The following is a 22,676-nucleotide window of genomic DNA, read 5'->3' as shown; positions in this document are numbered from 1 at the left end:
GGCCAAAACGGTCAACCTTCGTTAACCATATCGTGGCGGCGGTTAACGAAGGGTTGCGGACGCAGTGCCGGCGGCGGGCGGGCGATGGGTTTAGTAGCCGAACTGCTCGCGCAGGATGCGCTCTTCCAGGCTGTGGCCGGGGTCGAACAGCATGCGCATCGAGATGCTCTTGTCGGACAGGATCTCGACGCGCCGCACCCTGCGTACCTCCTCATGGTCGGCGACGGCCGCGACGGGACGCTTGTCGTCCTCCAGCACCTCGATCACGACATAGGCGGTGTTGGGCAGCAGGGCGCCGCGCCAGCGCCGCGGCCGGAAGGCGCTGATCGGGGTCAGCGCCAGAAGGGCGGCGTTGATCGGTAGGATCGGTCCCTGCGCCGACAGATTGTAGGCGGTCGAGCCGGCCGGCGTCGCCACAATGATGCCGTCGGCGATCAGCTCGGGCATGCGCTCGCGCTCGTCGATCAGGATCCGCAGGCGCGCCGCCTGGGAGGTCTGCCGGAACAGGTACACCTCGTTGATGGCGTGGTGCAGGTGAACACGGTCGTTGACGTCGGTCGCGCGCATCAGGAGCGGATTGATCTCCGATTCATGCGCCGTCTCGAGCCGCGCGCGCAGATCGTGCGGCGAATACTCGTTCATCAGGAAGCCGACAGTGCCGCGGTGCATGCCGTAGATCGGCTTTCCCGTGTGCATGTTCTGGTGCAGCGTCTGCAGCATCAGCCCGTCGCCGCCGAGCGCGACGACGACATCGGCTTCCTTCGGGGCGCAATTGCCATAGTCCCTGGTGAGCTGGCTGAAGGCGGCCTGCGCCTCGCTGCTCGGGCTGGCGACGAAGGCGATGCGGTCGTATCGCTGGGGCTTGGTCATGGCTTGTCGGGCAGGCCGCTGGCTGGAGGAAGTTCCGCCGGGCTCGTCTATACGAGGTGGGCCTCCATTGTCGAGGATGACCGGCGGTCAAGGCAAACGGGCGATTGTCGATCCAGAGAACAAAACGGGTTGATTTGAGCCAGCCCGGATCCGCGATCGACCGGCGATCCCGCAAACCGTCGCAATTTCGTACTAGCTTCGGAGGGCGCCGCGCTATTTACAGCCGGGCAAGGAGAACGATCATGCTCACGATCTGGTCGACGCTGCGAGGAACGGGGCTGGTGCTGGCCGTGTCCGCGGTCGCGCTCGCAAGCGTCGTGCGCGCGGACGATCCGCCGCAGCCGCGCTCCGAGGCGGCAGCGACGGCGGGGCAGAAGGGCGGTCGCGCCGGCAACGCACAAGGCGCGACGCAGGCGTCGCCCTCGGCGGCCGAGCCGCACCGTCTTCCGCCTGACGCGACCACGAAGCAGACGCTGGATCTGCCCGGCCGCACCCTCAACTTCGCCGCGACCGCCGGCTCCATCCGCGTGTTCGACGGCAAGGGCGAGCCACTGGCCGACATTGCCTATACGTCCTACCAACTCGACGGCGCCGACCGCGCCACGCGTCCGGTCACGTTCCTGTTCAATGGCGGCCCCGGCGCGTCCTCGGCGTGGCTCCAGTTCGGCGCGGCCGGTCCGTGGCGGCTGCCGCTCGATGGCGATGCGCTGTCGCCGTCGGCCTCGCCCGAGGTGAAGCCGAACGCGGAGACCTGGCTCGACTTCACCGATCTCGTCTTCATCGATCCCGTCAGCACCGGCTACAGCCGCTTCGTTGCGAGCGGGGAGGATGCGCGCAAGTCGTTCTACTCCGTCGACGGCGACGTCAACGCGATCGCGCTCGTGATCCGCCGCTGGCTCGAGAAGCACGACCGGCTGACCTCGCCGAAATATGTCGCGGGCGAGAGCTATGGCGGCATTCGCGGGCCGAAGGTGGTGCGCCAGTTGCAGCTCCAGCACGGCGTCGGCGTCAGGGGCTTGATCCTGGTGTCGCCGCTGCTCGATTTCCGAGAGTTCACCGGCACCAGCCTCCTGCAATATGTCGCGACCTTGCCGAGCTATGTGGCGGTGGCGCGCGAAGTCAAAGGGCCGGTCAAGCGCGCCGATCTCGCCGATGTCGAGGCTTACGCGCGCGGCGAATTCCTGGCCGACCTCGTCAAGGGCGCGGCGGACGAGGAGGCCACCAATCGTCTTGCCGACAAGGTCGCCGAGCTCACCGGCATCGACCAGGCGCTGAGCCGCCGGCTCGCCGGCCGCTTCGACGTCGGTGAATTCCGCCGCGAGTTCGACCGCAAGAACGGCAAGGTGACGGGACGCTACGACGGCTCCGTGCGAGGCTTCGATCCCTATCCGGATTCGAGCAGCTCGCGGTTCGGCGACCCCTCAGGCGATGCGCTGCAGGCGCCGCTGACGAGCGCCGCGGTCGACGTGCTCTCACGCAAGCTGAACTGGAAGCCCGATGGTTCCTATGAGGTTTTGAACGGCACTGTGGAAGGTCACTGGGATTTCGGCCGCGGCATCAACCCGCCGCAATCGGTGTCCGAGCTGCGCCAGATCCTCGCTACCGATGCGAAGCTGAACGTGCTGGTCGCGCACGGCCTGTTCGACCTTGCCACGCCCTATTTCGGAACGAAGCGGGCGCTCGATCAGATGCCGGCCTTCGCGACGCAGCGCGTGAAGTTCGTCGTCTATCCCGGCGGCCACATGTTCTATTCGCAGGGCGGCTCGCGGCAGGCGTTTCGCAGCGAGGTCGAGGCGCTCATTCGGGAGTAGGCCGCCGCTTGCGCGGCGGATACCGGCGTGCGATCTCGCGCGCCACGACTTTTTCCGGCTTCACATTGGCGCCCGCGATCCAGATGTCGCTGATCCCCCCGCGCTTGTCGCGGACCCGTCGCACCGGCTCGCCATGGCTGGAATAGCCGGCAGCCCAGGCGAGCTTGCCGGTGTCGCGGCCGGTGACCTCGATCTCGGCGGCATCCATGAACGGATTGACGAATTGCGGATTGGCGACCAGCACACTGTTGCCGGCTGGGACGAGGTCGGTCGCGCCCCAGATCGTCCACCAGCGCCCGGTCCAGTCGCGCACGCGCCGGTCCGGCGCGCCGCGGGTCTGGAACACGCGCAGGATCTGCATCGCGCCGTCCATCCAGAACGGCGCCGCGCCGTCGATGGAGTTGCTGAGGATGCTGATCGTGAGCTCGCAAGCGGGGATGGAGCAGGTCCGCGAGATGTAGCCCTGGAAGCCGCCGCTATGGCCGAACCAGTCCCAGCCGTCGGTCTTGCCGGCGTTAACGCCCAAGCCGTAGTGGGCCTCGAAGCTCTGCGGGATGCGCCAATGGTGCCGCGTCATCTCGCGGCGGCTCGCGGCCGACAACACGCTCTTTTTCGCATTGGGCGCGAGCTGCGCGAAGAAGCGGGCGGTGTCGCCGGCGGTCGCAACGAAGCCTGCGGCCGACGCCATCGCGTGCGCTTGATTGTCACCGGGGATCACGCAGCGCTCACCGAATGGCAGCTTTCGCGTGTGGCCGCGCGCGAACCGCGCGCCCTTGGGAAGCGGTGAGTCCGGCTCAGTCTCGCGCAGGCCCGCGGCCTCGACGATCTCGCGCTTGATCCAGACGGAATAGGGCTCCTTCGCAATGGCTTCGATCACGAGGCCGAGCAGGCCAAAGCCGTGGTTGGAATATTTGAAGCGCTTGCCGGCCTCGATCGCGGTCGGCAGCTTCAATTCCGCGAGCAACTCCTTCGCGTCGAGATAGGGACGGCGATCGATGAACTGGCCGGAATCGGCGCCGTCGCGCGTCAGCCCCGCACTGTGCGACAGCAACTGCGCGATCGTCGTCTCGCCGACGCGCGGATGCAGCCCGCTGACATATTGGCCGACCGTGTCATCGAGCCGGAGCTTGCGTTGCTCGCGCAGCTTCATGATGCCGGCCGAGGTGAAGCTCTTGGAATGGGAGGCGATCCGGAAGCGGTGGCGTGGGGTGAGCTTCTCGCCGGTGTCGAGATTGGCAAGGCCGAACGCGTGCTCGGCGACGACTTCGCCGCGATGGGCGAATGCGATGATGACGCCGGGCTGTTGGATTGTCGTCAGCTGGAATTCGATCCAGGAGCCGATGTAGTCGATCGCGGATCGCAGCCAATGGTCCATTGCACACCAATTTGCGAGGGGAAGGTTGGTGTGAGAGGCTAGCCGAGAAAGCGGAACGGGCACAACCGCAAGGTTGTGCCCGTTCGTTTCTGCGAAGATGCGATGTCTTCAGTAGACGAGCGTCGCGCCGGTCGGCTTGTCGAGCGCCGTGGCAAGCGAGCGATACTCGGAGCTGTCGGTGCCGGCGAGCGAGGCGATCTTGTTCAGATGATACTGCGCCTGTTCGCGGTTACCCTGCTCGAGCTGCCAAAGGCCGTAATACTGCCAGGTGCGGACATGGTTCGGATCGTCCTTCAGCGCCAGCTCGTAATAGACCTTCGACGACTGATAGTCGCCGAGCTTGCGATAGGAGTAGCCGATCAGATTGGCGACGTCGGCGACGTCGTCGCGCTTCAGCGACTTCAACTGTCCGATCGCCCCGCTGTAATCGTGGTTGTCGTAGATCGCAGTGTAGGCGGTGCGATAGGCGGCGAGGAATTTGGGATCGCTGACGGACGAGCTCTTCTTCTTGCCCTTCTTGGTCGAGGAGTCCGACTTCGGAGGCGACGAGGGCTCGTCACTGCCGGCGGCATAGGCGCTGGACAGTACCGGTGCGGCCGCCAGCGACATGGCGACCAGTCCCGGCACGACAAGCTTTGAGAGTTTGCGCATCTAAATTCTCCCGTATGGAACGTGGCGATCCTACACGATTGCCCAAAGACCGGAACACCCGTCCGGCAAAAACATTCCCGCTTCGCACGATCCGTCCGCCCCTGGCGCAGATGACAAACTTGTCATCGAGATGAACGGAAGCCTGCAATCGGCTTCAGACCGGGTTCAGTGCGCTTCCCCTAGGCTCCGACCTACGATCCAAGGGTAGGCGAGAGGGCGCCGCCTGGAGATCCTTCCAAGAGGAGACCACCATGCTGAAGACCATTTCCGCAGCCTTGCTCGCAGCCTCCGTGATCGCGGCCCCGGCCTTCGCCGCCGAGACCGGCAAGACCACCACGACCGCCCCGGTGATCAAGGCGGACCAGAGCCAGACCAAGGCCTCGACCACCGCTGGGAAACCCGAGGCTGGCGTCAAGGCCGACGCCAAGTCTGTCGACGCCAAGGTTGTCGACACCAAGCCTGGCGACGTCAAGGCTGGCGACGTCAAGGTGGATGCCAAGTCGAAGGCGATGAACGCCAACGCGGCCGTGCCGTCGGACGAGCACAAGACGGTGCGCAAGCATCGCCAACACCACAAGCATCTGTCGGCCAAGAAGTCGCAGAAGGCGCAGCCGGATCTGACCAAGCCGGCGACCATCGAGAAGCGCAGCTAACGACTGATCCTGCGCGGCGGCTTCCAAGCATTGCTCCGCCGCCGCGTCAGGGCGTCCCCGCCCGGCCCGCCGTCTCGGCGCCTCGCGCGAAAGCGCAAGACGCCGGCGGCGGGACGGTGCGTTCGTCGCAGGGCCGGCGGACGCGAATTCCCTTTGCGCAACCCAGAGGCTAGAACGTCTGCCGAGTCTGATCGAGCGGAGAGCGTGACCTGTGGGGCGATTGGCGAAACGTACGGTGCGCCTGGCATTGATCCTGGCCTTGCCGCTGGCGCTTGCGGCCTGTTTCGGGAGCGATGGTGACCGTCCGACCATCATCGGTGGCACGCAGGCCGGAGGGCCGCAGCCCTTTCCCGACAATTTCCGCAGCGACACGCTGGCCCTGATGCGCACTTATCTGAACAACCCCGTCGGCGTGCGCGAGGCCAGCATGGCCGACCCGGTCCAGCGCGAGGTCGGCGGCCGGCAGTTCTATGTGAGCTGTCTGCATTTCACCCCGCGCGAGAGCGATGGCAGCTACAAGGCCATGCGGGAGCGCGCGGTGATCTTCGTCAACGGGCGAGCGGACCGCGTCGTCGACCGGACCAGCGAGCTCTGTGCCGGCGCGGTTTACGCTCCCTTTCCGGAACTGGAAAAGATGACGCGGTAGCACAAGGCTCGTCTTCATCGCCTAGTGTTAGAACGACGATTGCCGGAGCTGCTGGATCACATTTCGGCGAGCTTTGAACGGGTGGTTTTGGCTTGCGACAAATCGTTACGGCAGGCCTTGCGCAGGCGACAGAAACAGTCGGCGCAGGGCGGCGGGACGGAACAAAATCGAATTGTTGCCACCCCGTCACAGTAGCGAACGATCAACGTTCCGGCATCGCCGCGAAGCAACCCAATTCACGCCACGTTGTTTCCTGAGTGTCGTAGATGAAAGAATGGGGATGACCATGAAATCGATTTTGCTGGGCGCAGTCGCTCTGCTCGCGCTGGCCGGATCGGCCGCAGCAGCCGACATGCAGCCGCGCCCTTATACCAAGGCGCCGGCCTATACGCCGCCGCAGGTGATCTATAACTGGACCGGCTTCTACATCGGCGGCCATGTCGGCGGCGCGTTTGCCGGCGACAGCAGCTTCCAGTCCAGCGACGCCCGCTTCCTGGGCGGCGTGCAGGGTGGCTTCGACTACCAGTTCGCGCCCAACTGGGTGGTGGGTATCGAGGCCCAGTATTCCTGGCTGCCGACCAACAACAACGGTGCGACGTTCCCGCTGGGCACGCAGGTGACCTCCAACACCGACCAGCTCGGGTCGGTGACCGGCCGCATCGGCTACACCTGGGGTCCGACGCTGCTCTACGCCAAGGGCGGTTACGCCTGGCGCAATGGCGGCCTGGGCGTCAATGTCGCCGGCGTGCCGCAGACCTTCACCGCCACCGGCAACAACAAGGACGGCTACACCGTCGGCGCCGGCCTCGAATACATGTTCGCGCCGAACTGGTCGGCCAAGGCCGAGTACCAGTACTATAATTTCGGCAGCACCACCTTCACCTCCGGTCCGGCCGACATTGTCGGCGTCCGCGGCCGGGAGGACGAGCATACCGTCAAGGCCGGTGTGAACTACCGCTTCGGCTGGGGCGGTCCGACAGCCTCGCGCTACTGACCGTTTCCCGCGAGATCACGTTCTGACAAAGGCCGGCTCTGCCGGCCTTTCGTTTGCCCGCCGGCCCCCCTTCGCCAGCCCGTGTTTGCAATGCGTGAACCATCTGGCGCGTCATTTGCAAGCAAACAGTCTAGCGCGCGCCTTCTCACGCGCGTCATGGGATTTGGGTAAAGCAAAAATAATTTTTGCCGCTTACGGAACTCGCGCTCCGGAACGCGTTATAGAGAATTACCGGGCTGGTGGGACGACGGACATGCGTATCTTGGTGTCGGCAGTGGTGCTCTCGTGCTTCGCCTGCCTGCCGTGCTCTGCACAGACAATCCTCAAATCCGAGCCTTTGATGCTGGCACCTTACGAGGTGGCTTTCGTCAAGGACGCGTCCTGTCCGTCGGGCAAGGTGCTGAAGGTCACCGGTGCCATCCGCGGGCTGCATCGCCGCAAGGCCTGCGTGGTGCTGGCTGGCGAGCAGGCCTCGCTGGCAGCCGCAACGCCCTGACCGTTTTGCGCTTCCGCCGGCAGAACCTCACGAATTCAGCTCAAGCTCCATCCTGGACTGGCGCTCGGCCTCAGCCTTGTTCTTGGCGGGGTCCTCGCCCTGGGCGACCCGGCAGGGCTTGATCTCGTACTCATTGTCGAGCACCCGGCGCGGCCCTGGGCGGTTCTCGTCGGCGCTGACGTCCACGACCAGGCCGCTCCGGTGCGCAAGCTTCCAGACGTCGGATTCGCTGGGATAGGCCTTGCTGATCTGGGCGTCGTTGCAAAACAAGGCGTAGGGCATTCTTCCCGCTCCCGGAAAGCGCGTTAACGACCTCATCCGCCGCCGGGTTCCGGACTACAGGCGATCACGAGGCCGTGATCGAAGCTGCCGGGTCCTGAGTCCTTAACGAGTCCTGAATCGCGAAAAAAAGAATCCCTGGGACTCGTTTGGCGGAATCAGCGGATGTTTTCCGCCATGACGAGCGACCTGAAGACCTCCTGCGGGCACATGCTCCTGCCGCTGACGCTGGCGCTATTCGGCGCCTGCGCGGCCAATCTTTGGCTGGTGTGGTCCTGGCTGTAGGCCCCCTTGACGGGAGGGCGCCTATTTTTTGGCCAGTGGGCCGGGGGCGTCGTGAATGGCGGCGCGCAATTTGGTCAGGGTTTCGGCACAATATTCCTCGCGCTCGCGCTCGAACCGCTCCTGATGCTTGCGGAAATTGGCGATGCGGGCCTGCATTTCGGCGCGGAAATCACTGCTCGCCCGCGGCGGCGAAAGCTGGATGGGCTGCGGCGGGGGCTGGGACGGCTTGATCTCGACTATGACGGCCTCGACCGCGACGGTTGCCGCCGGAGAATCCGACGGCGCGTCCGGCCGAAGGACGTCATCCTTCTTGCCGGTCACCGATTGGACAAAGGCCATTGTCTGCGCGATCAGTGCGTCGCGCTCCGTGATCCACTTCATGGTCCACCTCAGCCGTCCCATTCCAGCAAAGCGGCTGCGTCGAATCAAGGTCGTTTGCAGGGGGATTGCATATTTTTCCCGGTCGCCCGACATTAGGCGGATGGATGCCGAAGACGAACGGGTGGACGAAGCGGAGGGCTTGAGGCTCATCCGCGCGTTCCTGTCGCTGCCGCCCGAGAAGCGGGCGGAGGTGATCGCGTTCGTGGAGGAATTGGCGCGTGCCCATGGCCGGCCCGAGGAGGGCACGGAGGCATCGCCGAGGTGAGCGCTATCGCTGGCGCGGGTTGACGTTGAGTTCGAACGGCGCGCCGACCACCCGAACCGGTGTCTGAGCGGTAGCGTCGATCGCCATCCTCTCGGCGGCCGGCTTCTCCGGCGCGGACCCAAGAACTGGTTCACGTACGGGGTCGAACAGCGCCAAGGTGCCGGCCAAGGCGCCACAGCACAGTGTCACCGTCGCCAGCAGAAACATGTTTCGGTTTTCTTCCCGGATGCGCATGGATTGAGAACGAACAACGCACGTCCTTGGTTCCGATCCGGTTCTGTTTTCGGGGCGCCGATGCCGTCTATTGCGCCAGCAGAAATCCCATTGCGATGGCGAACAGCACGGCCGTCATCACGACGGCCGTCACCGCACCGGCGGCGATCCTGGCTTTCTCTTTGGCCGTGGTGGAGCGCATTGGACGGCATGTTAGCTCATGCTGAGCTCAGGTCCAGCTCGTGACGTCCGCGCCCCGGTCAGGCGGCGAGTCTTGTCTTGAAGAACCGCGTGACGCTGGAGCAGGCGATTTCGGATGTGACGCGCGCGCTGTATAGTTTGCCCGCGCCGGAATATCGACTCGCGTCCCGTCCGATGATCGCCAACCGTCCACCCGTGCTCGCCCACGAGCGTTTCCTCGCCGACCGCGACAATTTCGCGGGCCTCGATCTCGCCGCGCGGTTCGAGCGGATCGAGCGGACCAACCTTTGGGGCGCTGCCAGCTCGGTGTCGGGCCTTGGCTCGGAGGAGACTGCCACGGCTGCGATCCGGGAGGCGCTTCCGCCCTTGCTGCAACGGCTCGGCGCGCGCTCGCTGCTCGATGCGCCCTGCGGCGATGCGGGCTGGATCGGACGCATCAAGCTCGATCTCGACTACATCGGCATCGACATTGTGCCGTCGCTGATCGAGACCAACAACCGGCGTGTGGCGGGCGGCGAATTGGCCGGCCGATTCCTGGTCGCCGATATCACGCGCGATGCGCTGCCGCGGGCCGATCTGATCCTGTGCCGGGACTGCCTGGTGCATCTGAGTTTTCACAACATCGCCCGCGTCATTGCGCGCTTTCGCGAGAGCGGCGCGCAATTCCTGCTCGTCACGACGTTTCCGGAGTGGGAGGACAACCGCGATTGCGAGGATGGCGACTGGCGCGCGCTCGACATGACCAAGGCGCCGTTCAATTGGCCGGCGCCGCGCGCGTTGATCGACGAGCGCTGCGAGGAGGGCGTTGGCGGCTGGCGCGACAAGAGCCTCGGGCTGTGGCGGCTGGACGAGTTGCCGGATCGCGCCCGCACGGCCACGGACGTGTGAGCGCTGCGGGCGTAACGTCCATTGCGTCCGTGATCGCCCCGGCGATAGACTTGTGTGGCGACCCGTATCGCGGTGACCTGCCGGAGCCCACCATGCGAGCACGTGCTGTCTTCGCCGCGATGTTGGCCTGGTGCAGCGCGCCGGCACTGGCCCAGCAGGACGGCGCCGCGCTCTACACCACGCATTGCGCCCAGTGCCACGATGGCGATGCCCAGAGCCGCGTACCGAGCCGCGGCGCCATGCAGGCGATGTCGTTCGATCATGTGCTGACGGCGCTGACCTCGGGCGGCATGGCGGCGATGGCGAAAGACCGCAGCGACGCGGAACGCCGCGCGATCGCTTCCTTCGTCACAGGCAAGATGGCGACTGGCGTAATTGCAGCCGACGCGGACGGCCGCTGCGCGCAGCAGGTGAGCGGCTTTCCGCAGGCCCTCGACGGTCCGCGCTGGAACGGATGGGGCGTTGATGCCGGCAACAGCCGCTTCCAGCCAGCCGACATGGCGGGGCTGACCGCGGAACAGGTGCCGCGCCTGCGGCTGAAATGGGCCTATGCCTTTCCCGGCGCCTCGGTATCCTTTGCGCCGCCCACCATCGTCGGCGGCATGCTGTTCGTCGGCGGCACTGATCGGAAGGTGCACGCGCTCGACGCGCGAAGCGGCTGCACGCTGTGGACGTTGGCGCTTGATGCGGCGGTGCGCGCCGCGATCAGCTTTGCACAGCTTCCGGGCTCCGATCAGTTCGCGATCTTCTTCGGAGATTTGCGCGCCAACGCCTATGCCGTGAACGCGCTGACCGGCGCGCTGATCTGGAAGACGAAGGTGGAGGAGCATGCGGCCGCGCGCATTACCGGCGCGCAGGTGCTGCATTCCGGCATGCTCTACGTGCCGGTGTCCTCGATCGAGGAGGCCGCCGGCTCGCAAGCCTCTTACGAATGCTGCACCTTCCGCGGCAGCGTGGTGGCGCTGGACGCCGCCACTGGCAAGACGATCTGGCAGGCGTATACGATTCCGGAAGTGCCGCATCCGACCGGCAAGAATGCCAAGGGCACGCAGCTCTTCGGTCCGTCCGGTGCTGCGATCTGGTCGGCGCCGACGATCGATGCAAAGCGCAATGCCGTCTATGTGGCGACGAGCAATTCCTACTCGAACCCGCCGGCCGCGACGGCCGATGCGATCCTCGCTTTCGAGCTTGCGACCGGAAAGCTGCTCTGGAAGCAGCAGGCCACGCCCAACGACGCCTTTGTCGTCGCCTGCTTCACTGCAGACAAGACCAATTGTCCCGACGAGCACGGGCCCGATCACGATTTCGGGCAGTCGCCGATCCTCGTGGCCTTGCGCGACGGCCGGCGCGTGCTCGCCATCGCGCAGAAATCCGGCGTCGTGCACGCGCTCGACCCCGACGATGGCGGCAAGATCCTGTGGCAGACCCGGATCGGTAAGGGCGGTCCGCTCGGCGGCAGCGAATGGGGCTCGGCCGCGGACGGAGACCGCATCTATGTCGCCAATTCCGACCTGCGCTTTACGCGCGACGGCACCCGGCAACTCGATCCCACACAAGGTGGCGGCCTGTTCGGTCTCGACCTCGCCAGCGGCAAGATTGCGATGGAAGTGCCGCCGGTTGACTGCGGCGACCGTCCGCAATGCAGCCCCGCGCTCTCTGCGGCGGTGAGCCTGATCCCGGGCGTCGTGTTCTCCGGCGGCGTCAGCGGTTTTCTGCGTGCCTACGCCACGGACGGAAAGCTGTTGTGGGAGTTCGACACCGCGCGGGATTTCAAGGCCGTGAACGGGGTTCCCGCCCGTGGTGGCGCGATCGACGGCCCCGGGCCCGTCATCGCCGGCGGCATGCTCTACACCAATTCCGGCTACGGCCAATGGAGCGGCGTCGCCGGCAACGTGCTGCTGGCGTTCGAGGTGGCGACGGAATGAGTGTCGCCGCCGCGTGCGGGGCGCGCTGCCACGCGTCTTTGAGGCGAGCACCGCTGCCTCCTCGTCATTGCGAGCGCAGCGAAGCAATCCAGAGTCTTTCCGCGGAAGCAGTCTGGATTGCTTCGCTGCGCTCGCAATGACGGAGGGTGAGCGACAGCATTGCCTCTTCAACTCCATCGGGCCGTCAAGGGAGAGTAAATTCGATGATCGATGCCAGATGCAGCTGCGGTGCTCTTGCGCTGTCGCTTCCGGGGCCATCGCGGCTCGTCGTTGCCTGTCATTGCCTAGACTGTCAGCGACGAACCGGCGCGCCGTTCGGCGTCGGTGCCTTCTATCCGGTTGAGGCCGTTACAATCTCAGGGACGCCGAAGCCCTACGTTCGGACAGCTGCAAGCGGCGGCAACGTCCGCAGCTATTTTTGTCCTGACTGCGGCTCAACGGTCTATTGGCAGGCCGACAATCTGCCCGGGATGATCGGCGTTGCCGTTGGCGCCCTCGCGGATCCGGACTTTCCGGCGCCGATCAGATCGGTGTTTGAGCAGTCAAGGCATGGCTGGGTGGAGATATCAGGCGCCGATCACTTCCATCAAGGCAGCGCGCCAAAGCCTGCGAACTGAGACCTGAGCGTCGAACTCATGCTGCTCTGTTGCGCTTGGGAAGAGTCCGAAAGGACCATACTGCGGTGCACCATGAAAGGGCCTCGCATTTCCTTCCATTCTGTGCATTCTATATCGGAACTCACTCTCGAATAAGGGTTTGGGATGGAAACCATCGGTGACAACTACGTTCGGCTGGTTGGCGGCGATCTCGTGTCATCCATCATCACCGATACGCCGAGCATGCGGATCGAAGTTCTTCGCAGGGAGACGGTCGGGCGCATGCATTGGCATTTTCGCCAGCCTGAGCTGTCATTGTTCTGGTTCGGCAAGGGGACCGAACGTCTGAGAGCGACGATTGACGGGCGTCCGGTCGAGCGCCGATTCCCGGGAAAATCGAAGCTCGCAATCTTTCCTGCCGCAATCGAGATCGAAGGTGAGTGGAACGTCGGACCAACCCTCGACTACACCGTGGTGTTTCTGAATCCATCTTTCGTGGGCGAACGCCTGCAGCACGCGATCACGAACTGCACAATTGCTTTCGAGCACGATGGATTGACGCGTGGCCTCGCCGAACTTTGCCGCGAAGCGGCCTCGCCTGACAATGTCTTCAGCCTCATGGCGGAGGGGTGGTCGATCCAGGCGCTGGCTCACATTTCTCGCATCAGCGACCGAAGTCAGCAGCCATCCATCAAGGTGCGCGGTGGTCTGCCGGGCCGAAGCCTACGGTGTGTCGAGGAGTATGTGCGCGAGAACCTTACCCAGCCGATATCTCTCGCAGAACTTTCCGAAATCGCCGGGTTGAGCAAGCGGCACTTCCTGCGCGCATTTCAGGAAAGCGTCGGCGTGACGCCGTACAATTACGTTCTTTCGCTTCGGATCGACGAGGCAAAGCGACGGCTGTCAGAAACGGACGACAGTATTGTCGATGTGGCCCTTGCGGTCGGTTTCAATGACGCCCAGCATTTCTCGACAAGTTTCAAGAAGGCGGCCGGCATCACTCCCTCCTCGTTCCGTCGGCGTTACCTGTCATAGGCAATGCCCCGCTCTGAATGCGCCGTCCGCTTCCGGGACTAAATGGCGCTTTTCCGGAAGCGGTGGCGCTATCCTGCAAGTCAGGATCAGCTTCGCCATCTAACACTCTCCCATAAAAATCCACGCAGACCACAGCCGCCTGGCCGTGGCTCAAGCGGGAGTTTCCGGGCGTAACCACCCGGCACAAGGGAGAGCGGAATGACAATTTCTTTCAAGGGATATGCGCTCATTGGTTTCGCCGGAGCGATCGGTCTCGCGGCATCGGCCGCCGTGCCGACGCACGCGCAGGAGAAGGGCGCCATCAAGATCGGCCTGATGCTGCCGTACAAGGGCGTCTATGCGGTTCCGGCGGAAAGCATTGATCGCGGCTTTCAAATCGCATTGGAAGAGTTCGGCAACAAGAGTAACGGTCGGCCCATTGAGATTGTCCGCGCAGATGACGAATTGACGCCCAGCGTGGGCGTTCAGAAATTCAACAAGTTCGTTCAGTCGGACAAGGTCGACCTGGTTGCCGGTGTCGTCGGCTCGAATGTCGCGATTGCAATCTCGGAACTTGCCGACAAGAACAAGATGCCGACGGTGTTCGTGAACGCCTTTGCGGACGAGATCACCGGTAAGTTTTGCAGTCCATACATAGCGCGCACGTCGTTCAGCGCCAACGGCTTTGAATACGCCTCCGGCAAGTACTGGGCGGGCAAGGGGGTCAAGACCGCCGTGACGATGGGGCCTGATTACTCTGCGGGCCGCGCATTTATCGGTGGGTTCAAACGCGGCTTTGAAGACAATGGCGGAAAGGTGATCGAGGAAATCTGGACGCCGTTCCAGAAGACAAAGGACTACAGCGCCGCCTTGACGCAGGCCGCCAACTCCGGCGCCCAAATCATCTACGCATTCTATGCAGGCGCGGAAGCAATCCAAGTCGTCAAGCAGCACGCCGATTTCGGTCTGCGAACCAAGATTCCGTTTATCGGCGATCACTGGGTTTATGACGAGGCGTTGTGGCCCGCGCTCGGCGATCTGGCGCTCAATGCTCAGCACGTTGCCACGCACTACCCTAGCATCGAAACCGAGGTGAATCAGAAATTCGTGAAGGCCTATAACGCGAAGTACAAGCAGGATCCCGACGTGAGCGCAGCACTTGGCTACGACAACGGCAAGGCGATCATGCTCACCCTCCAAAAGCTCGACGGCCAGATGCCGGAAGACCGCGCGAAGTTCATTGCGACGATGCGAGACCTGACCTTCGATTCGCCGCGCGGAAAGATCAAATTCAATGCCCAGAACAGCGCGTTGCTCGAGAAGGTCTACGTCGTCGAGGTCGTCAAGGGTCCCGACGGCAAGATGCAGCGCAAGCCCCTGGACCAGTTTCCGGGTGCTGGCGATCTGCCAGGCTGCACGAAATCGTTCTGATCCGAGCCGAACTTCGCCCGGCGGAGCTCGCGTTTCCTCGAATTTGGGTGAAGCATGCAGCCTTTCCTGATTCAACTTCTCAATGGCGTGCAACTGAGCATGTTGGTGTTCCTTCTCGCCGTCGGCCTGACGCTGATCTTCGGGTTGATGAACATTCTCAATTTGGCTCACGGCGCTTTCTTTACGATGGGGGCCTATTTCGGGTTGGTTGTCGCCAACAAAACAGGTTCATTCTGGCTTGCGCTGCTGATAGGTCCGCTGCTGCCGTTCGCGGCCGGCTTCGTCCTGCAGTTCTTCGTACTGCAGCCCCTGGCTCAGCGCGGTCGGTCGACGCACCTCGATCTCGCGCTGCTGACGTTCGGCCTGCTGTTCGCAACGGCCGGGGCAGTCGAATATATCTATGGATCGGCATTTCACAGCATTGTCACGCCAGATCTCCTGAAGGGCCGTGTCGCCCTGCTGGGAATTGAGTACCCGATCTATCGCCTGTTCATCACCGCGGTCGGCATTGCCATCGCCATCGCGCTCGTCCTGGTGATCGATCGCACGCTGGTCGGCGCCACGCTGCGGGCCGGGGTCGACAACCGCGAGATGGTCACGGCGCTCGGCATAAACATCAATGTCCTGTTCGCGCTGGTATTCGGGTTCGGCTCCGCACTTGCCGGATTTGCCGGGGTCGTCTCGGCCCCTGTCATGAGCATCTATTCCAGCATGGGCATCGGAATTGTCGTCACGACTTTCGTGGTCGTGGTGGTGGGTGGCCTCGGCAATCTCAAGGGGTCGTTCTACGCCTCGCTGATCGTCGGCATGACGGATACGTTCGCGCAGGCCTACCTTCCGGAAGCCGAGCTGTTTGCGATTTATATCCTTCTGATAGCCGTGATGATCTTTCGTCCGCAGGGTCTTTTTGGCGCGGTCGGGAGGGTTGCATGAGCGCAGATGCCATCCTCTCGAGCGAAGAGGGAGTTGGCGCGCTGAAGCGGTTGGCGCCTCCCGTTTCACGTCGCGCATACGCTGCGTTGTTCGCGCTTTTTACCGTTGGCTTATGCGCGCTGCCGTCGTTCGTATCTGGCTATGTCACGACACTGGCAGTCGAGGTCATGATCGCGGGAGTATTTGCGTCCGGCATCAATCTTCTGACCGGATACACGGGTCTCGTATCCCTGGGGCAGGCGATGTTTCTCGGGTTTGGTGGATACGGCATCGCGATCGGAACAGCCTTGTTGGGGTGGCCGCTGTGGATCTCTGCCCCGGTCACGCTTGTGGTCGTGGCCGCGATTGCGGCGGCAATTGGCGCGATTTGTACCCGGACGCGTGGCGTTGAATTCCTCCTGATCACACTGGCATTCTCGCAAATGTTCTATGGGGCGGCAATCAAGCTGCGTTGGACCAACGGGTCGGACGGCATGACGGGAATTCCGCGTCCCGATCTGTCGCTGCTCGGTGTGAGCGCGGACAACCCGACCGTCTTCTATTACTACGTACTTGTTGTCGCCGTTCTCTCCCTGCTGATGTTGTGGCGGATCGTAACGTCGCCGTTCGGCAGCGTTCTCGTCGGCATCCGTGAGAACGAGCGTCGCATGATGTCGATGGGATATGCTGTCGCCAACTACAAGATCGGATCCTTTGCGCTGGCTGCCGTGATTTGCGCGGTGGCGGGCATTCTTCAGTCGCAGTACACCTACTTCGTCAATCCCGATGCGATGAGCTGGCAGATGAGCGGTGAGGGCGTGCTGATGGTCATCATCGGCGGCGCCAATGTCATTCTCGGACCGTTTGTGGGAGCCGCGGTCTTCGTCGTGGTCAAGCAGGCGCTGAGCATGATTACCGAAGAGTACAATCTGTTCTTCGGCATCTTCTTCATGCTTGTGGTTGCGTTTTTCCGTGGCGGCGTTCTAGGCTCCATCAGCACGCTGATCGGAAAACGGCAATGAGCGCGCTCGAAATCAGGAACCTGCGCAAGGCCTTCGGTGGGCTACAGGTCATCAGTGACCTCGATCTGAAGGTGCCGTCAGGGCAGCGGCATGCTGTGATCGGTCCCAATGGCGCCGGCAAAACCACGCTGTTCAACATCATCACGGGATGGCAGCCACCGACCAGCGGTGAAATTCTCATTCAGGGTATTCCGGTGCAGCAGGGTCGGCCCGACCTCGTCACGCGAGGCGGTCTTTCACGCTCCTTTCAGAAGAACATGCTGCTTGAGAGTGTCACTGTCCTCGAGAACCTGCGCGTTGCATGCCAGGCATTTGATGCGTCGCGGCATTCCGTGTTCCGGTCCTGCTGGTCGTTTGCCGACGTTGTTCGAAAAGCGCACTTCGCGGCCGAGCAGATGCATCTGGACACGGTGCTGCACCGGAACGTCAACGAACTGTCCTATGGACAGAAACGTCAACTCGAAGTCGCGATCGCACTATGTGCGGAGCCGAAGATCCTGCTGATGGACGAGCCGGCGGCTGGAACGTCGCCTGACGAGCGCGCCAGTCTGATCAAGCTGATCAACGGCTTGTCGCCCGAGTTGACCATTCTGCTCGTGGAACACGACATGGACGTCGTGTTTGCGATCTGCGACATCATCACGGTGCTGAGTTACGGCAGGGTGCTCGCAACAGGGACGAAGGACCAGATCCAGTCCAATCCTCAGGTGATCGAGGCTTATCTGGGGCAGCACCATGCTTAAGGTCGAGCATCTTCACACCTACTATGGCGAAAGCCATATCCTGCAAGGCGTTGATCTCTCCGTGGCCGGCGCGCAGTGCGTGGCGGTGCTCGGCCGCAACGGGGCTGGCAAGACGACGACGCTGCGCTCGATATTGGGGCTGACGCCGGCGCGGCGTGGCCGCGTCGTCTTCAATGGAATCGATATCACACGGCTGCCGACACATCGGATCGTGAAATCCGGCATTGCTTTCGTGCCGGAGGATCGCGGCATCTTCCCGACCGTGACTGTCGAAGAGCATCTTGCCATTGCCTATGGCGCGTCGAAGCACCGGCCCCGGCGTAAGCCCATGGAGTATGTGTTCGAAATCTTTCCCCGCCTCGCCGAACGGCGCAAGAGTCTCGGCGGGCAACTGTCCGGCGGCGAGCAGCAAATGCTGGCCATTGGGCGGGCGCTGGTGGCTGGGCCTGATCTGATGATTCTCGATGAACCCAGCGAGGGCCTGGCGCCGGTGATCATCGAGAAGCTCGAGGCCGTGTTCAAGGACATCAAGGCATCCGGAACGCCCATTCTGCTGGTGGAGCAGAACTATCACCTCGCGACCCAGCTGGCTGATCATGTCTACGTGCTCAGCCAGGGGCGGGTTCAATTCGCCGGCGACACGCAATCGCTGATCGCAAACGACGATATCAGGCGCACGTATTTGAGCGTGTGACATTGAAGCTGAAGACGAAGCATCAACGGAGGAAGTGAAGACATGCCAGGGCCTTTGAGTGGAGTGCGCGTCCTGGATCTGACGGCGGTGGTGTCGGGTCCATATGCGACGATGTTTCTGGCCGATCAGGGCGCGGATGTGCTCAAGATCGAGCCGACCAGCGGCGACGGCACCCGCCGGAGCCGGACGCTGATTGACACGGCCGGTGAATTCTCGGCGCTGTTCGTATCGTGCAATCGCGGCAAGCGCTCCCTTTCGATCGATATCAAAAGCGAGACGGGCCGTGAGGTGCTGGCCAAGCTCGCCGCGCAGGCGGACGTGCTGGTGCAGAACTTCCGTCCCGGCACGATGGAGCGCCTCGGGCTCGGCCACGAGCAGCTGCGCAAGAAGTATCCGCGGCTGATTTATGTCTCGATCAGCGGAGTCGGCGACAGCGGGCCGTATGTCAAGAAGCGCGTCTATGATCCGATCGTCCAGGCGCTGTCCGGTTTTGCCGACATCCAGTCGCAGCCGGTGACCAATCGCCCGCAGATGATCCGCACCATCGTTTGCGACAAAACAACTTCGGTGTTCACGGCGCAGGCGGTGTCGTCGGCGCTGTATGCCCGCGAGAAGACCGGGCAGGGCGACCACATCCAGGTCGCGATGCTGGACGCCATGATCTCGTATCTGTGGCCGGAGGGCATGATGCAATACACGGTGGTCGGCGCCGAGGCCACAACCACCGACCCCAACGACCGTCCGGACCTCGTGTTCAAGACGCTCGACGGCTATATCACCTGCGGCACGATCTCGGACTCGGAATGGCAGGGCTTCTGCAAGGCGTCGGGCGATCCGAAGCTGGCCGAGGACGAGCGGTTTGCCACACCGGGGGCGCGCTTTGTAAACGCCACCGCGCGCATCAACAAGATGCAGGAATACATCGCAAAGCACACCACGGCTGAGTGGCTGAAGCGGCTCGACGAGAACGACGTGCCGTGTTCGCCGATCTTGCGCCGCGGCGAGATCGTCCAGAACGAACAGGTTGTGGCGCGCGGCCTGATCGAGGAGTTCGACCAGCCGACGGTGGGGCGGGTGCGGCAGCCGAAGCCTGCGGCCATCTTCGAGGTCAACAAGGCCGTCATCGGTGGTCCGGCGCCACGGGTAGGTGAACACTCGCGCGTCGTACTGCGCGACCTCGGCTACAGCGACGTCGCGATCGACGCCATGATTGCTGGCAAGGCGGTCAGGGCTGCCGGGTGACGAGACGAGCGGTTCGGTTTCTGGAGATTGAACAGTGATGGAAAGAATGAAAGTCGCACTTCTTGTTGGCGCAGGCGATGCCATAGGCGCTGCCGTGGCGCGGAGATTCGCAAAGGGCGGTTACTCTGTCTGTGTCGCGCGGCGCGATGCTGCCAAGTCGCAGGGGCTTGTCGATTCGATGAAGGCGGAGGGACACGATGTCCGCGCTTACAGCGTCGATGCGCGCAAGGAAGAGGAAGTTCAGAAACTGTTCGCGGATGTCGAGAGAGATGTCGGTCCGATCGAAGTTTGTCTCTTCAACGCTGGATCAAACGTGAACAAGCCATTGCTGGAGACAACGGAGAAGCTGTTTTTCAAGGCCTGGGAACTTGCTTGCTACGCAGGCTTTCTCGTGGGCCGTGAGGCGGCGAAGCACATGTCCACACGTGGACGGGGTACGATGCTTTTCACCGGCGCAACCGCTAGCGTTCGGGGCGGAAAGGGCTTTGCAGCATTTTCGGCGGCGAAGTTCGGCTTGCGGGCCGTCGCCCAAGCGATGGCCCGTGAGCTTGGACCGAAGAACATTCATGTCGTCCATCTTTTGATCGACGCGGGCGTTGATAGCGAAGCCATCCATCAGCGCATGAAGGCGGCAACTGGAATCAGCGCCAGCGAAATTCCACCCGATAGCCTAACCAAAACGACGTCCATCGCCGAAGCGTACTGGTTTGCTCACCAACAATCCAGAGACGGCTGGACTCACGAACTCGATCTGCGTCCATCGGTGGAGAGGTGGTGATGACGGACGGTCTTATCCTGTGGGGTGTCGGCACGTCACGCACCATTCGGGCGCATTGGGCGCTTCATGAGCTCGATCTTCCGTACATGTCGCGTCCGATCCTTCCGCGATCGGGAGAGACCAAGACGGTGGAATATACGGCGCTGAATCCGCGCCAGAAGATTCCGCTTTTGCAGGACGGAGACCTGACCATTGGAGAAAGCGCAGCGATCGTAGCCTATCTCGCCAACAAGCACCGGACGTCCGATGGCGACCTCGTTCCGAATTGCCCGAAGCTTTACGCCAAGTGGCTTGAGTGGTGCTTCTTCATCGTAACCGAGCTGGATTCAGCGAGCCTGTATGTCATGAGGCGGCACGGCACCATCAAGGGGCTGGCGCATATCTACGGCGAAGCTCCTGAGGTGGTGACCAAGGCGGCTGAGTATTTTCGCGCGCAACTCCGCCATGTCGATGTTGCCCTGTCCGACGGCCGTCAATACCTCATGGGAAACCAGTTCACCACGGCCGACATATTGCTGACGACCTGCCTGACATGGGCGAACGAATACGGCGTCGGCATCTGCGACAGTGCCGTTCCCTATCTTGAGCGCGTCACCTCGCGTGAGGGATATCGGAGAGGGGAGAGGGCAAATACCGCGGAGATCTAGGGCGAGAAGGGAAATCGTCGGGCAATCGATCTTCGAGGGCCGTAATCCGAAAAGCGTCGCCGCCTGAAATGTAGCTCCTTGTATCCCCAAAGCGCGTAAACGAATTGCGCGGAAACAGCCGGGCTACATTTTGCGGTAAGCCGTCGTAAGCACTGGTGCCGGCTGAGGGGATTGAACCCCCGACCTTCGGTTTACAAAACCGCTGCTCTACCGCTGAGCTAAGCCGGCGACGCTGGAACAGGGGCAGGTCCCCGGCAGGTTACCGGGAGCTGTCTATCCGTGCGCGTCGCAATACCAGACTTGATCGGAAAGTCCAGAACCCGCGCTTCCCGCCGCAAGACATGAATCAGGCGGCCCTGGGGCCGCCTGACGTGTCGCATTCGAGGTGGGCCGCTTACTGGCAGATGTGCCGACGGCCGTCCGCGCCCTTGAACCAGGTGCCGGGCGTACAGACGAAGCCGTTACGCTGCGCGTAGGTGCGGGTATCCCAGCCGCGATTGTCCCAACCGCGGTTGTCCCACGAATTGTCGTAGGCATAGGAATTGTCCCAGGCGCGGAACGGTGCGGAGGCGATCGCGCCGGCGGTGCCGATCGCGGCGCCGGCTACGCCGGCCGCGACGTCGGTCGGCCAGAAGCCGGTGCGGCTCCTGTTCCAGTCGTTATTCCAATCGCCATTGGCCTGACGATAGGAATTGGTCTGACGATAGGATGCGCGGCTATGGCGATAGCCGCTATCGGTGTACGGGTTTCCTGGGCCGAGGTTCTGGCAGTTGGCGTTGGGGAATTGCGCCGAGCAGCGGCCGGGATTGGTGACGACGGCCTGCGCCATGGCAGAGCCAGCCAGCATGGTCGCCGCAATCGCCGTGGCCCCGAGAAGCTTGATGTTCATGGTTGTTGGCTCCCGTTTTGTTGACGGGGGCTAAATGCCGAAGGCGCCGGACGTTCCGGTGAAACCGGTGGATTTTCGCGAGCGAATGGTCAAACGGATGTGAGCGCGCGGCGCGGTTCCGTGCGGCGGCGCGATGCGGCGTTAACGCTTTGCTAGCTCGTTTTGCAGCATTTGAGCGGCGCGCAATCCTTACACATTAGGCTTACCGGAAGTTGGTGAGCGGGCCTTAACCCTCTGTGCGCGGTGTTCGGTTAGGTTGCCGCCGCATAACCGGGGTCCCCTCATGCGTGCTGTGGCGCTCGCCGCCTTTCTGATCGGATTGCCTGCGACGGCATTTGCCGGCGGCTTCGATGTCGTCGTGCCCGGCCGTCCCGGCGTGCCGATCATCATCAACAACATCGATGCGTCCTATACCGTGGTCGAGGGTGTCTGGGGCCTGGGCAAGAACCAGCAGGTGCAGCCCACGATCTATGGCGGGCGCTATATCGCCGAGCGGCAACCCGAAGACGTCGGCCATTATTATCCGACGCTTGGCCTGCGGCCCGGCTACGGCCGGCTCGAGGTCGACCCGCCCGCGAACCGCAAATTGCCCAAGCCCGCCGAGAGCTATCACCAGAGCTGGGGCGCGCAATCGGCGCCGCTGCCGCCGCAGATGGATGTGCCGGTCGATCCGCCGCCGGTGATCCTCGCCCCTGAGATCAACGATCGTCCGCGGCCACCGCGACCGCGGCCGCACACAGAGATACCCGGCAGACCGCCGGGTTAAGAAACGTCA

The 22,676-nt window shown here is 63.1% G+C and carries 26 protein-coding genes and 1 tRNA gene; 19 read left to right on the top strand and 8 right to left on the bottom strand.

Going from position 1 to position 22,676, the window contains the following annotated elements; all coding sequences use genetic code 11:
* Positions 1-90 precede the first annotated feature (90 nt).
* A complete protein-coding gene (locus IVB26_RS25510) occupies positions 91-870 on the bottom strand; it encodes an NAD kinase (protein ID WP_247967917.1) in 780 nt (259 codons plus the stop codon).
* Between the two features lie 242 nt (positions 871-1,112).
* Between IVB26_RS25510 and IVB26_RS25505 the strand changes: the two genes are divergently transcribed.
* On the top strand, positions 1,113-2,681 hold the full coding sequence (locus IVB26_RS25505; protein WP_247967916.1) for a S10 family peptidase: 1,569 nt from the start codon (positions 1,113-1,115) through the stop codon (positions 2,679-2,681).
* Here IVB26_RS25505 and IVB26_RS25500 read toward each other — a convergent pair.
* Both IVB26_RS25500 and IVB26_RS25495 read right to left on the bottom strand, forming a co-directional pair.
* A complete protein-coding gene (locus IVB26_RS25500) occupies positions 2,668-4,056 on the bottom strand; it encodes a serine hydrolase domain-containing protein (protein WP_247967915.1) in 1,389 nt (462 codons plus the stop codon). The two genes, IVB26_RS25505 and IVB26_RS25500, sit on opposite strands and share 14 nt — an antisense overlap.
* A gap of 108 nt (positions 4,057-4,164) precedes the next feature.
* Positions 4,165-4,707, bottom strand: a complete 543-nt coding sequence (locus tag IVB26_RS25495; RefSeq protein WP_247967914.1) for a tetratricopeptide repeat protein — start codon at positions 4,705-4,707, stop codon at positions 4,165-4,167.
* Between the two features lie 251 nt (positions 4,708-4,958).
* Between IVB26_RS25495 and IVB26_RS25490 the strand changes: the two genes are divergently transcribed.
* The 4 genes from IVB26_RS25490 to IVB26_RS25475 all read left to right on the top strand — a co-directional run bounded on the left by IVB26_RS25490 (position 4,959) and on the right by IVB26_RS25475 (position 7,496).
* Positions 4,959-5,360 (top strand): His-rich protein BRANT, encoded by a 402-nt coding sequence (locus tag IVB26_RS25490; RefSeq protein WP_247967913.1) that lies wholly within the window; start codon positions 4,959-4,961, stop codon positions 5,358-5,360.
* Between the two features lie 211 nt (positions 5,361-5,571).
* Positions 5,572-6,006, top strand: coding sequence for a hypothetical protein (locus IVB26_RS25485; protein WP_247967912.1), 435 nt, complete (start codon positions 5,572-5,574; stop codon positions 6,004-6,006).
* A gap of 286 nt (positions 6,007-6,292) precedes the next feature.
* Positions 6,293-7,000: an outer membrane protein gene (locus IVB26_RS25480; RefSeq protein ID WP_247967911.1), complete on the top strand. Its 708-nt coding sequence runs from the start codon at positions 6,293-6,295 to the stop codon at positions 6,998-7,000.
* Positions 7,001-7,253: 253 nt separating this feature from the next.
* Entirely contained in the window at positions 7,254-7,496 is a 243-nt protein-coding gene (locus IVB26_RS25475; protein WP_247967910.1) for a DUF6719 family protein, read from the top strand.
* Positions 7,497-7,523: 27 nt separating this feature from the next.
* On the opposite strand, the gene IVB26_RS25470 is transcribed toward IVB26_RS25475, so the two are convergent.
* Both IVB26_RS25470 and IVB26_RS25465 read right to left on the bottom strand, forming a co-directional pair.
* Positions 7,524-7,778, bottom strand: coding sequence for a hypothetical protein (locus IVB26_RS25470; RefSeq protein ID WP_247967909.1), 255 nt, complete (start codon positions 7,776-7,778; stop codon positions 7,524-7,526).
* 303 nt (positions 7,779-8,081) lie between these two features.
* Positions 8,082-8,441 carry a hypothetical protein gene (locus IVB26_RS25465; RefSeq protein ID WP_247973273.1) on the bottom strand — a complete coding sequence of 120 codons (360 nt, stop codon included), beginning with the start codon at positions 8,439-8,441 and terminating at the stop codon, positions 8,082-8,084.
* Positions 8,442-8,580: 139 nt separating this feature from the next.
* Here IVB26_RS25465 and IVB26_RS43035 point away from each other — a divergent pair, with 139 nt between their 5' ends.
* The gene (locus IVB26_RS43035; protein WP_256468857.1) at positions 8,581-8,706 is read left to right on the top strand and encodes a hypothetical protein; all 126 of its coding nucleotides are present in this window, start codon (positions 8,581-8,583) and stop codon (positions 8,704-8,706) included.
* Between the two features lie 3 nt (positions 8,707-8,709).
* Here IVB26_RS43035 and IVB26_RS25460 read toward each other — a convergent pair whose 3' ends face one another.
* Positions 8,710-8,913, bottom strand: a complete 204-nt coding sequence (locus IVB26_RS25460; protein WP_247967908.1) for a hypothetical protein — start codon at positions 8,911-8,913, stop codon at positions 8,710-8,712.
* A gap of 381 nt (positions 8,914-9,294) precedes the next feature.
* Here IVB26_RS25460 and IVB26_RS25455 point away from each other — a divergent pair, with 381 nt between their 5' ends.
* The 12 genes from IVB26_RS25455 to IVB26_RS25400 all read left to right on the top strand — a co-directional run bounded on the left by IVB26_RS25455 (position 9,295) and on the right by IVB26_RS25400 (position 21,012).
* A complete protein-coding gene (locus IVB26_RS25455; protein WP_247973272.1) occupies positions 9,295-10,008 on the top strand; it encodes a class I SAM-dependent methyltransferase in 714 nt (237 codons plus the stop codon).
* Positions 10,009-10,100: 92 nt separating this feature from the next.
* Positions 10,101-11,933 (top strand): outer membrane protein assembly factor BamB family protein, encoded by a 1,833-nt coding sequence (locus IVB26_RS25450; RefSeq protein WP_247967907.1) that lies wholly within the window; start codon positions 10,101-10,103, stop codon positions 11,931-11,933.
* Between the two features lie 203 nt (positions 11,934-12,136).
* Positions 12,137-12,550, top strand: coding sequence for a GFA family protein (locus IVB26_RS25445; protein WP_247967906.1), 414 nt, complete (start codon positions 12,137-12,139; stop codon positions 12,548-12,550).
* A 144-nt stretch (positions 12,551-12,694) separates the two neighbouring features.
* Complete coding sequence (locus IVB26_RS25440; RefSeq protein WP_247967905.1) at positions 12,695-13,564, top strand: AraC family transcriptional regulator; 870 nt, start codon at positions 12,695-12,697, stop codon at positions 13,562-13,564.
* A 270-nt stretch (positions 13,565-13,834) separates the two neighbouring features.
* Positions 13,835-14,974 (top strand): ABC transporter substrate-binding protein, encoded by a 1,140-nt coding sequence (locus IVB26_RS25435; RefSeq protein WP_247967904.1) that lies wholly within the window; start codon positions 13,835-13,837, stop codon positions 14,972-14,974.
* 99 nt (positions 14,975-15,073) lie between these two features.
* Positions 15,074-15,907, top strand: a complete 834-nt coding sequence (locus IVB26_RS25430) for a branched-chain amino acid ABC transporter permease (RefSeq protein ID WP_247967903.1) — start codon at positions 15,074-15,076, stop codon at positions 15,905-15,907.
* Positions 15,904-16,908 carry a branched-chain amino acid ABC transporter permease gene (locus IVB26_RS25425; RefSeq protein WP_247967902.1) on the top strand — a complete coding sequence of 335 codons (1,005 nt, stop codon included), beginning with the start codon at positions 15,904-15,906 and terminating at the stop codon, positions 16,906-16,908. Before IVB26_RS25430 ends, IVB26_RS25425 begins: the two co-directional genes overlap by 4 nt.
* A complete protein-coding gene (locus tag IVB26_RS25420; RefSeq protein ID WP_247967901.1) occupies positions 16,905-17,651 on the top strand; it encodes an ABC transporter ATP-binding protein in 747 nt (248 codons plus the stop codon). The genes IVB26_RS25425 and IVB26_RS25420 overlap by 4 nt, the downstream gene beginning before the upstream one ends.
* A gap of 61 nt (positions 17,652-17,712) precedes the next feature.
* Positions 17,713-18,345 (top strand): ABC transporter ATP-binding protein, encoded by a 633-nt coding sequence (locus tag IVB26_RS25415; protein ID WP_246922116.1) that lies wholly within the window; start codon positions 17,713-17,715, stop codon positions 18,343-18,345.
* 42 nt (positions 18,346-18,387) lie between these two features.
* Positions 18,388-19,587: a CaiB/BaiF CoA transferase family protein gene (locus tag IVB26_RS25410; protein WP_247967900.1), complete on the top strand. Its 1,200-nt coding sequence runs from the start codon at positions 18,388-18,390 to the stop codon at positions 19,585-19,587.
* A gap of 37 nt (positions 19,588-19,624) precedes the next feature.
* On the top strand, positions 19,625-20,365 hold the full coding sequence (locus IVB26_RS25405) for an SDR family NAD(P)-dependent oxidoreductase (RefSeq protein WP_247967899.1): 741 nt from the start codon (positions 19,625-19,627) through the stop codon (positions 20,363-20,365).
* A complete protein-coding gene (locus IVB26_RS25400; RefSeq protein ID WP_247973271.1) occupies positions 20,365-21,012 on the top strand; it encodes a glutathione S-transferase family protein in 648 nt (215 codons plus the stop codon). The genes IVB26_RS25405 and IVB26_RS25400 overlap by 1 nt, the downstream gene beginning before the upstream one ends.
* Positions 21,013-21,165: 153 nt before the next feature.
* On the opposite strand, the gene IVB26_RS25395 is transcribed toward IVB26_RS25400, so the two are convergent.
* Both IVB26_RS25395 and IVB26_RS25390 read right to left on the bottom strand, forming a co-directional pair.
* Positions 21,166-21,240: transfer RNA gene (locus IVB26_RS25395), tRNA-Thr, on the bottom strand.
* 166 nt (positions 21,241-21,406) lie between these two features.
* Positions 21,407-21,901: a hypothetical protein gene (locus IVB26_RS25390; protein WP_247967898.1), complete on the bottom strand. Its 495-nt coding sequence runs from the start codon at positions 21,899-21,901 to the stop codon at positions 21,407-21,409.
* Between the two features lie 283 nt (positions 21,902-22,184).
* On the opposite strand from IVB26_RS25390, the gene IVB26_RS25385 reads away from it, so the two are divergent.
* A complete protein-coding gene (locus IVB26_RS25385; protein ID WP_247967897.1) occupies positions 22,185-22,667 on the top strand; it encodes a hypothetical protein in 483 nt (160 codons plus the stop codon).
* Positions 22,668-22,676: the final 9 nt, after the last annotated feature.

This window comes from Bradyrhizobium sp. 195, assembly GCF_023101665.1.
GTDB lineage: Bacteria > Pseudomonadota > Alphaproteobacteria > Rhizobiales > Xanthobacteraceae > Bradyrhizobium.
Note: the sequence above shows the minus strand (reverse complement) of the source record. Positions and strands in the feature narration are given on the sequence as shown.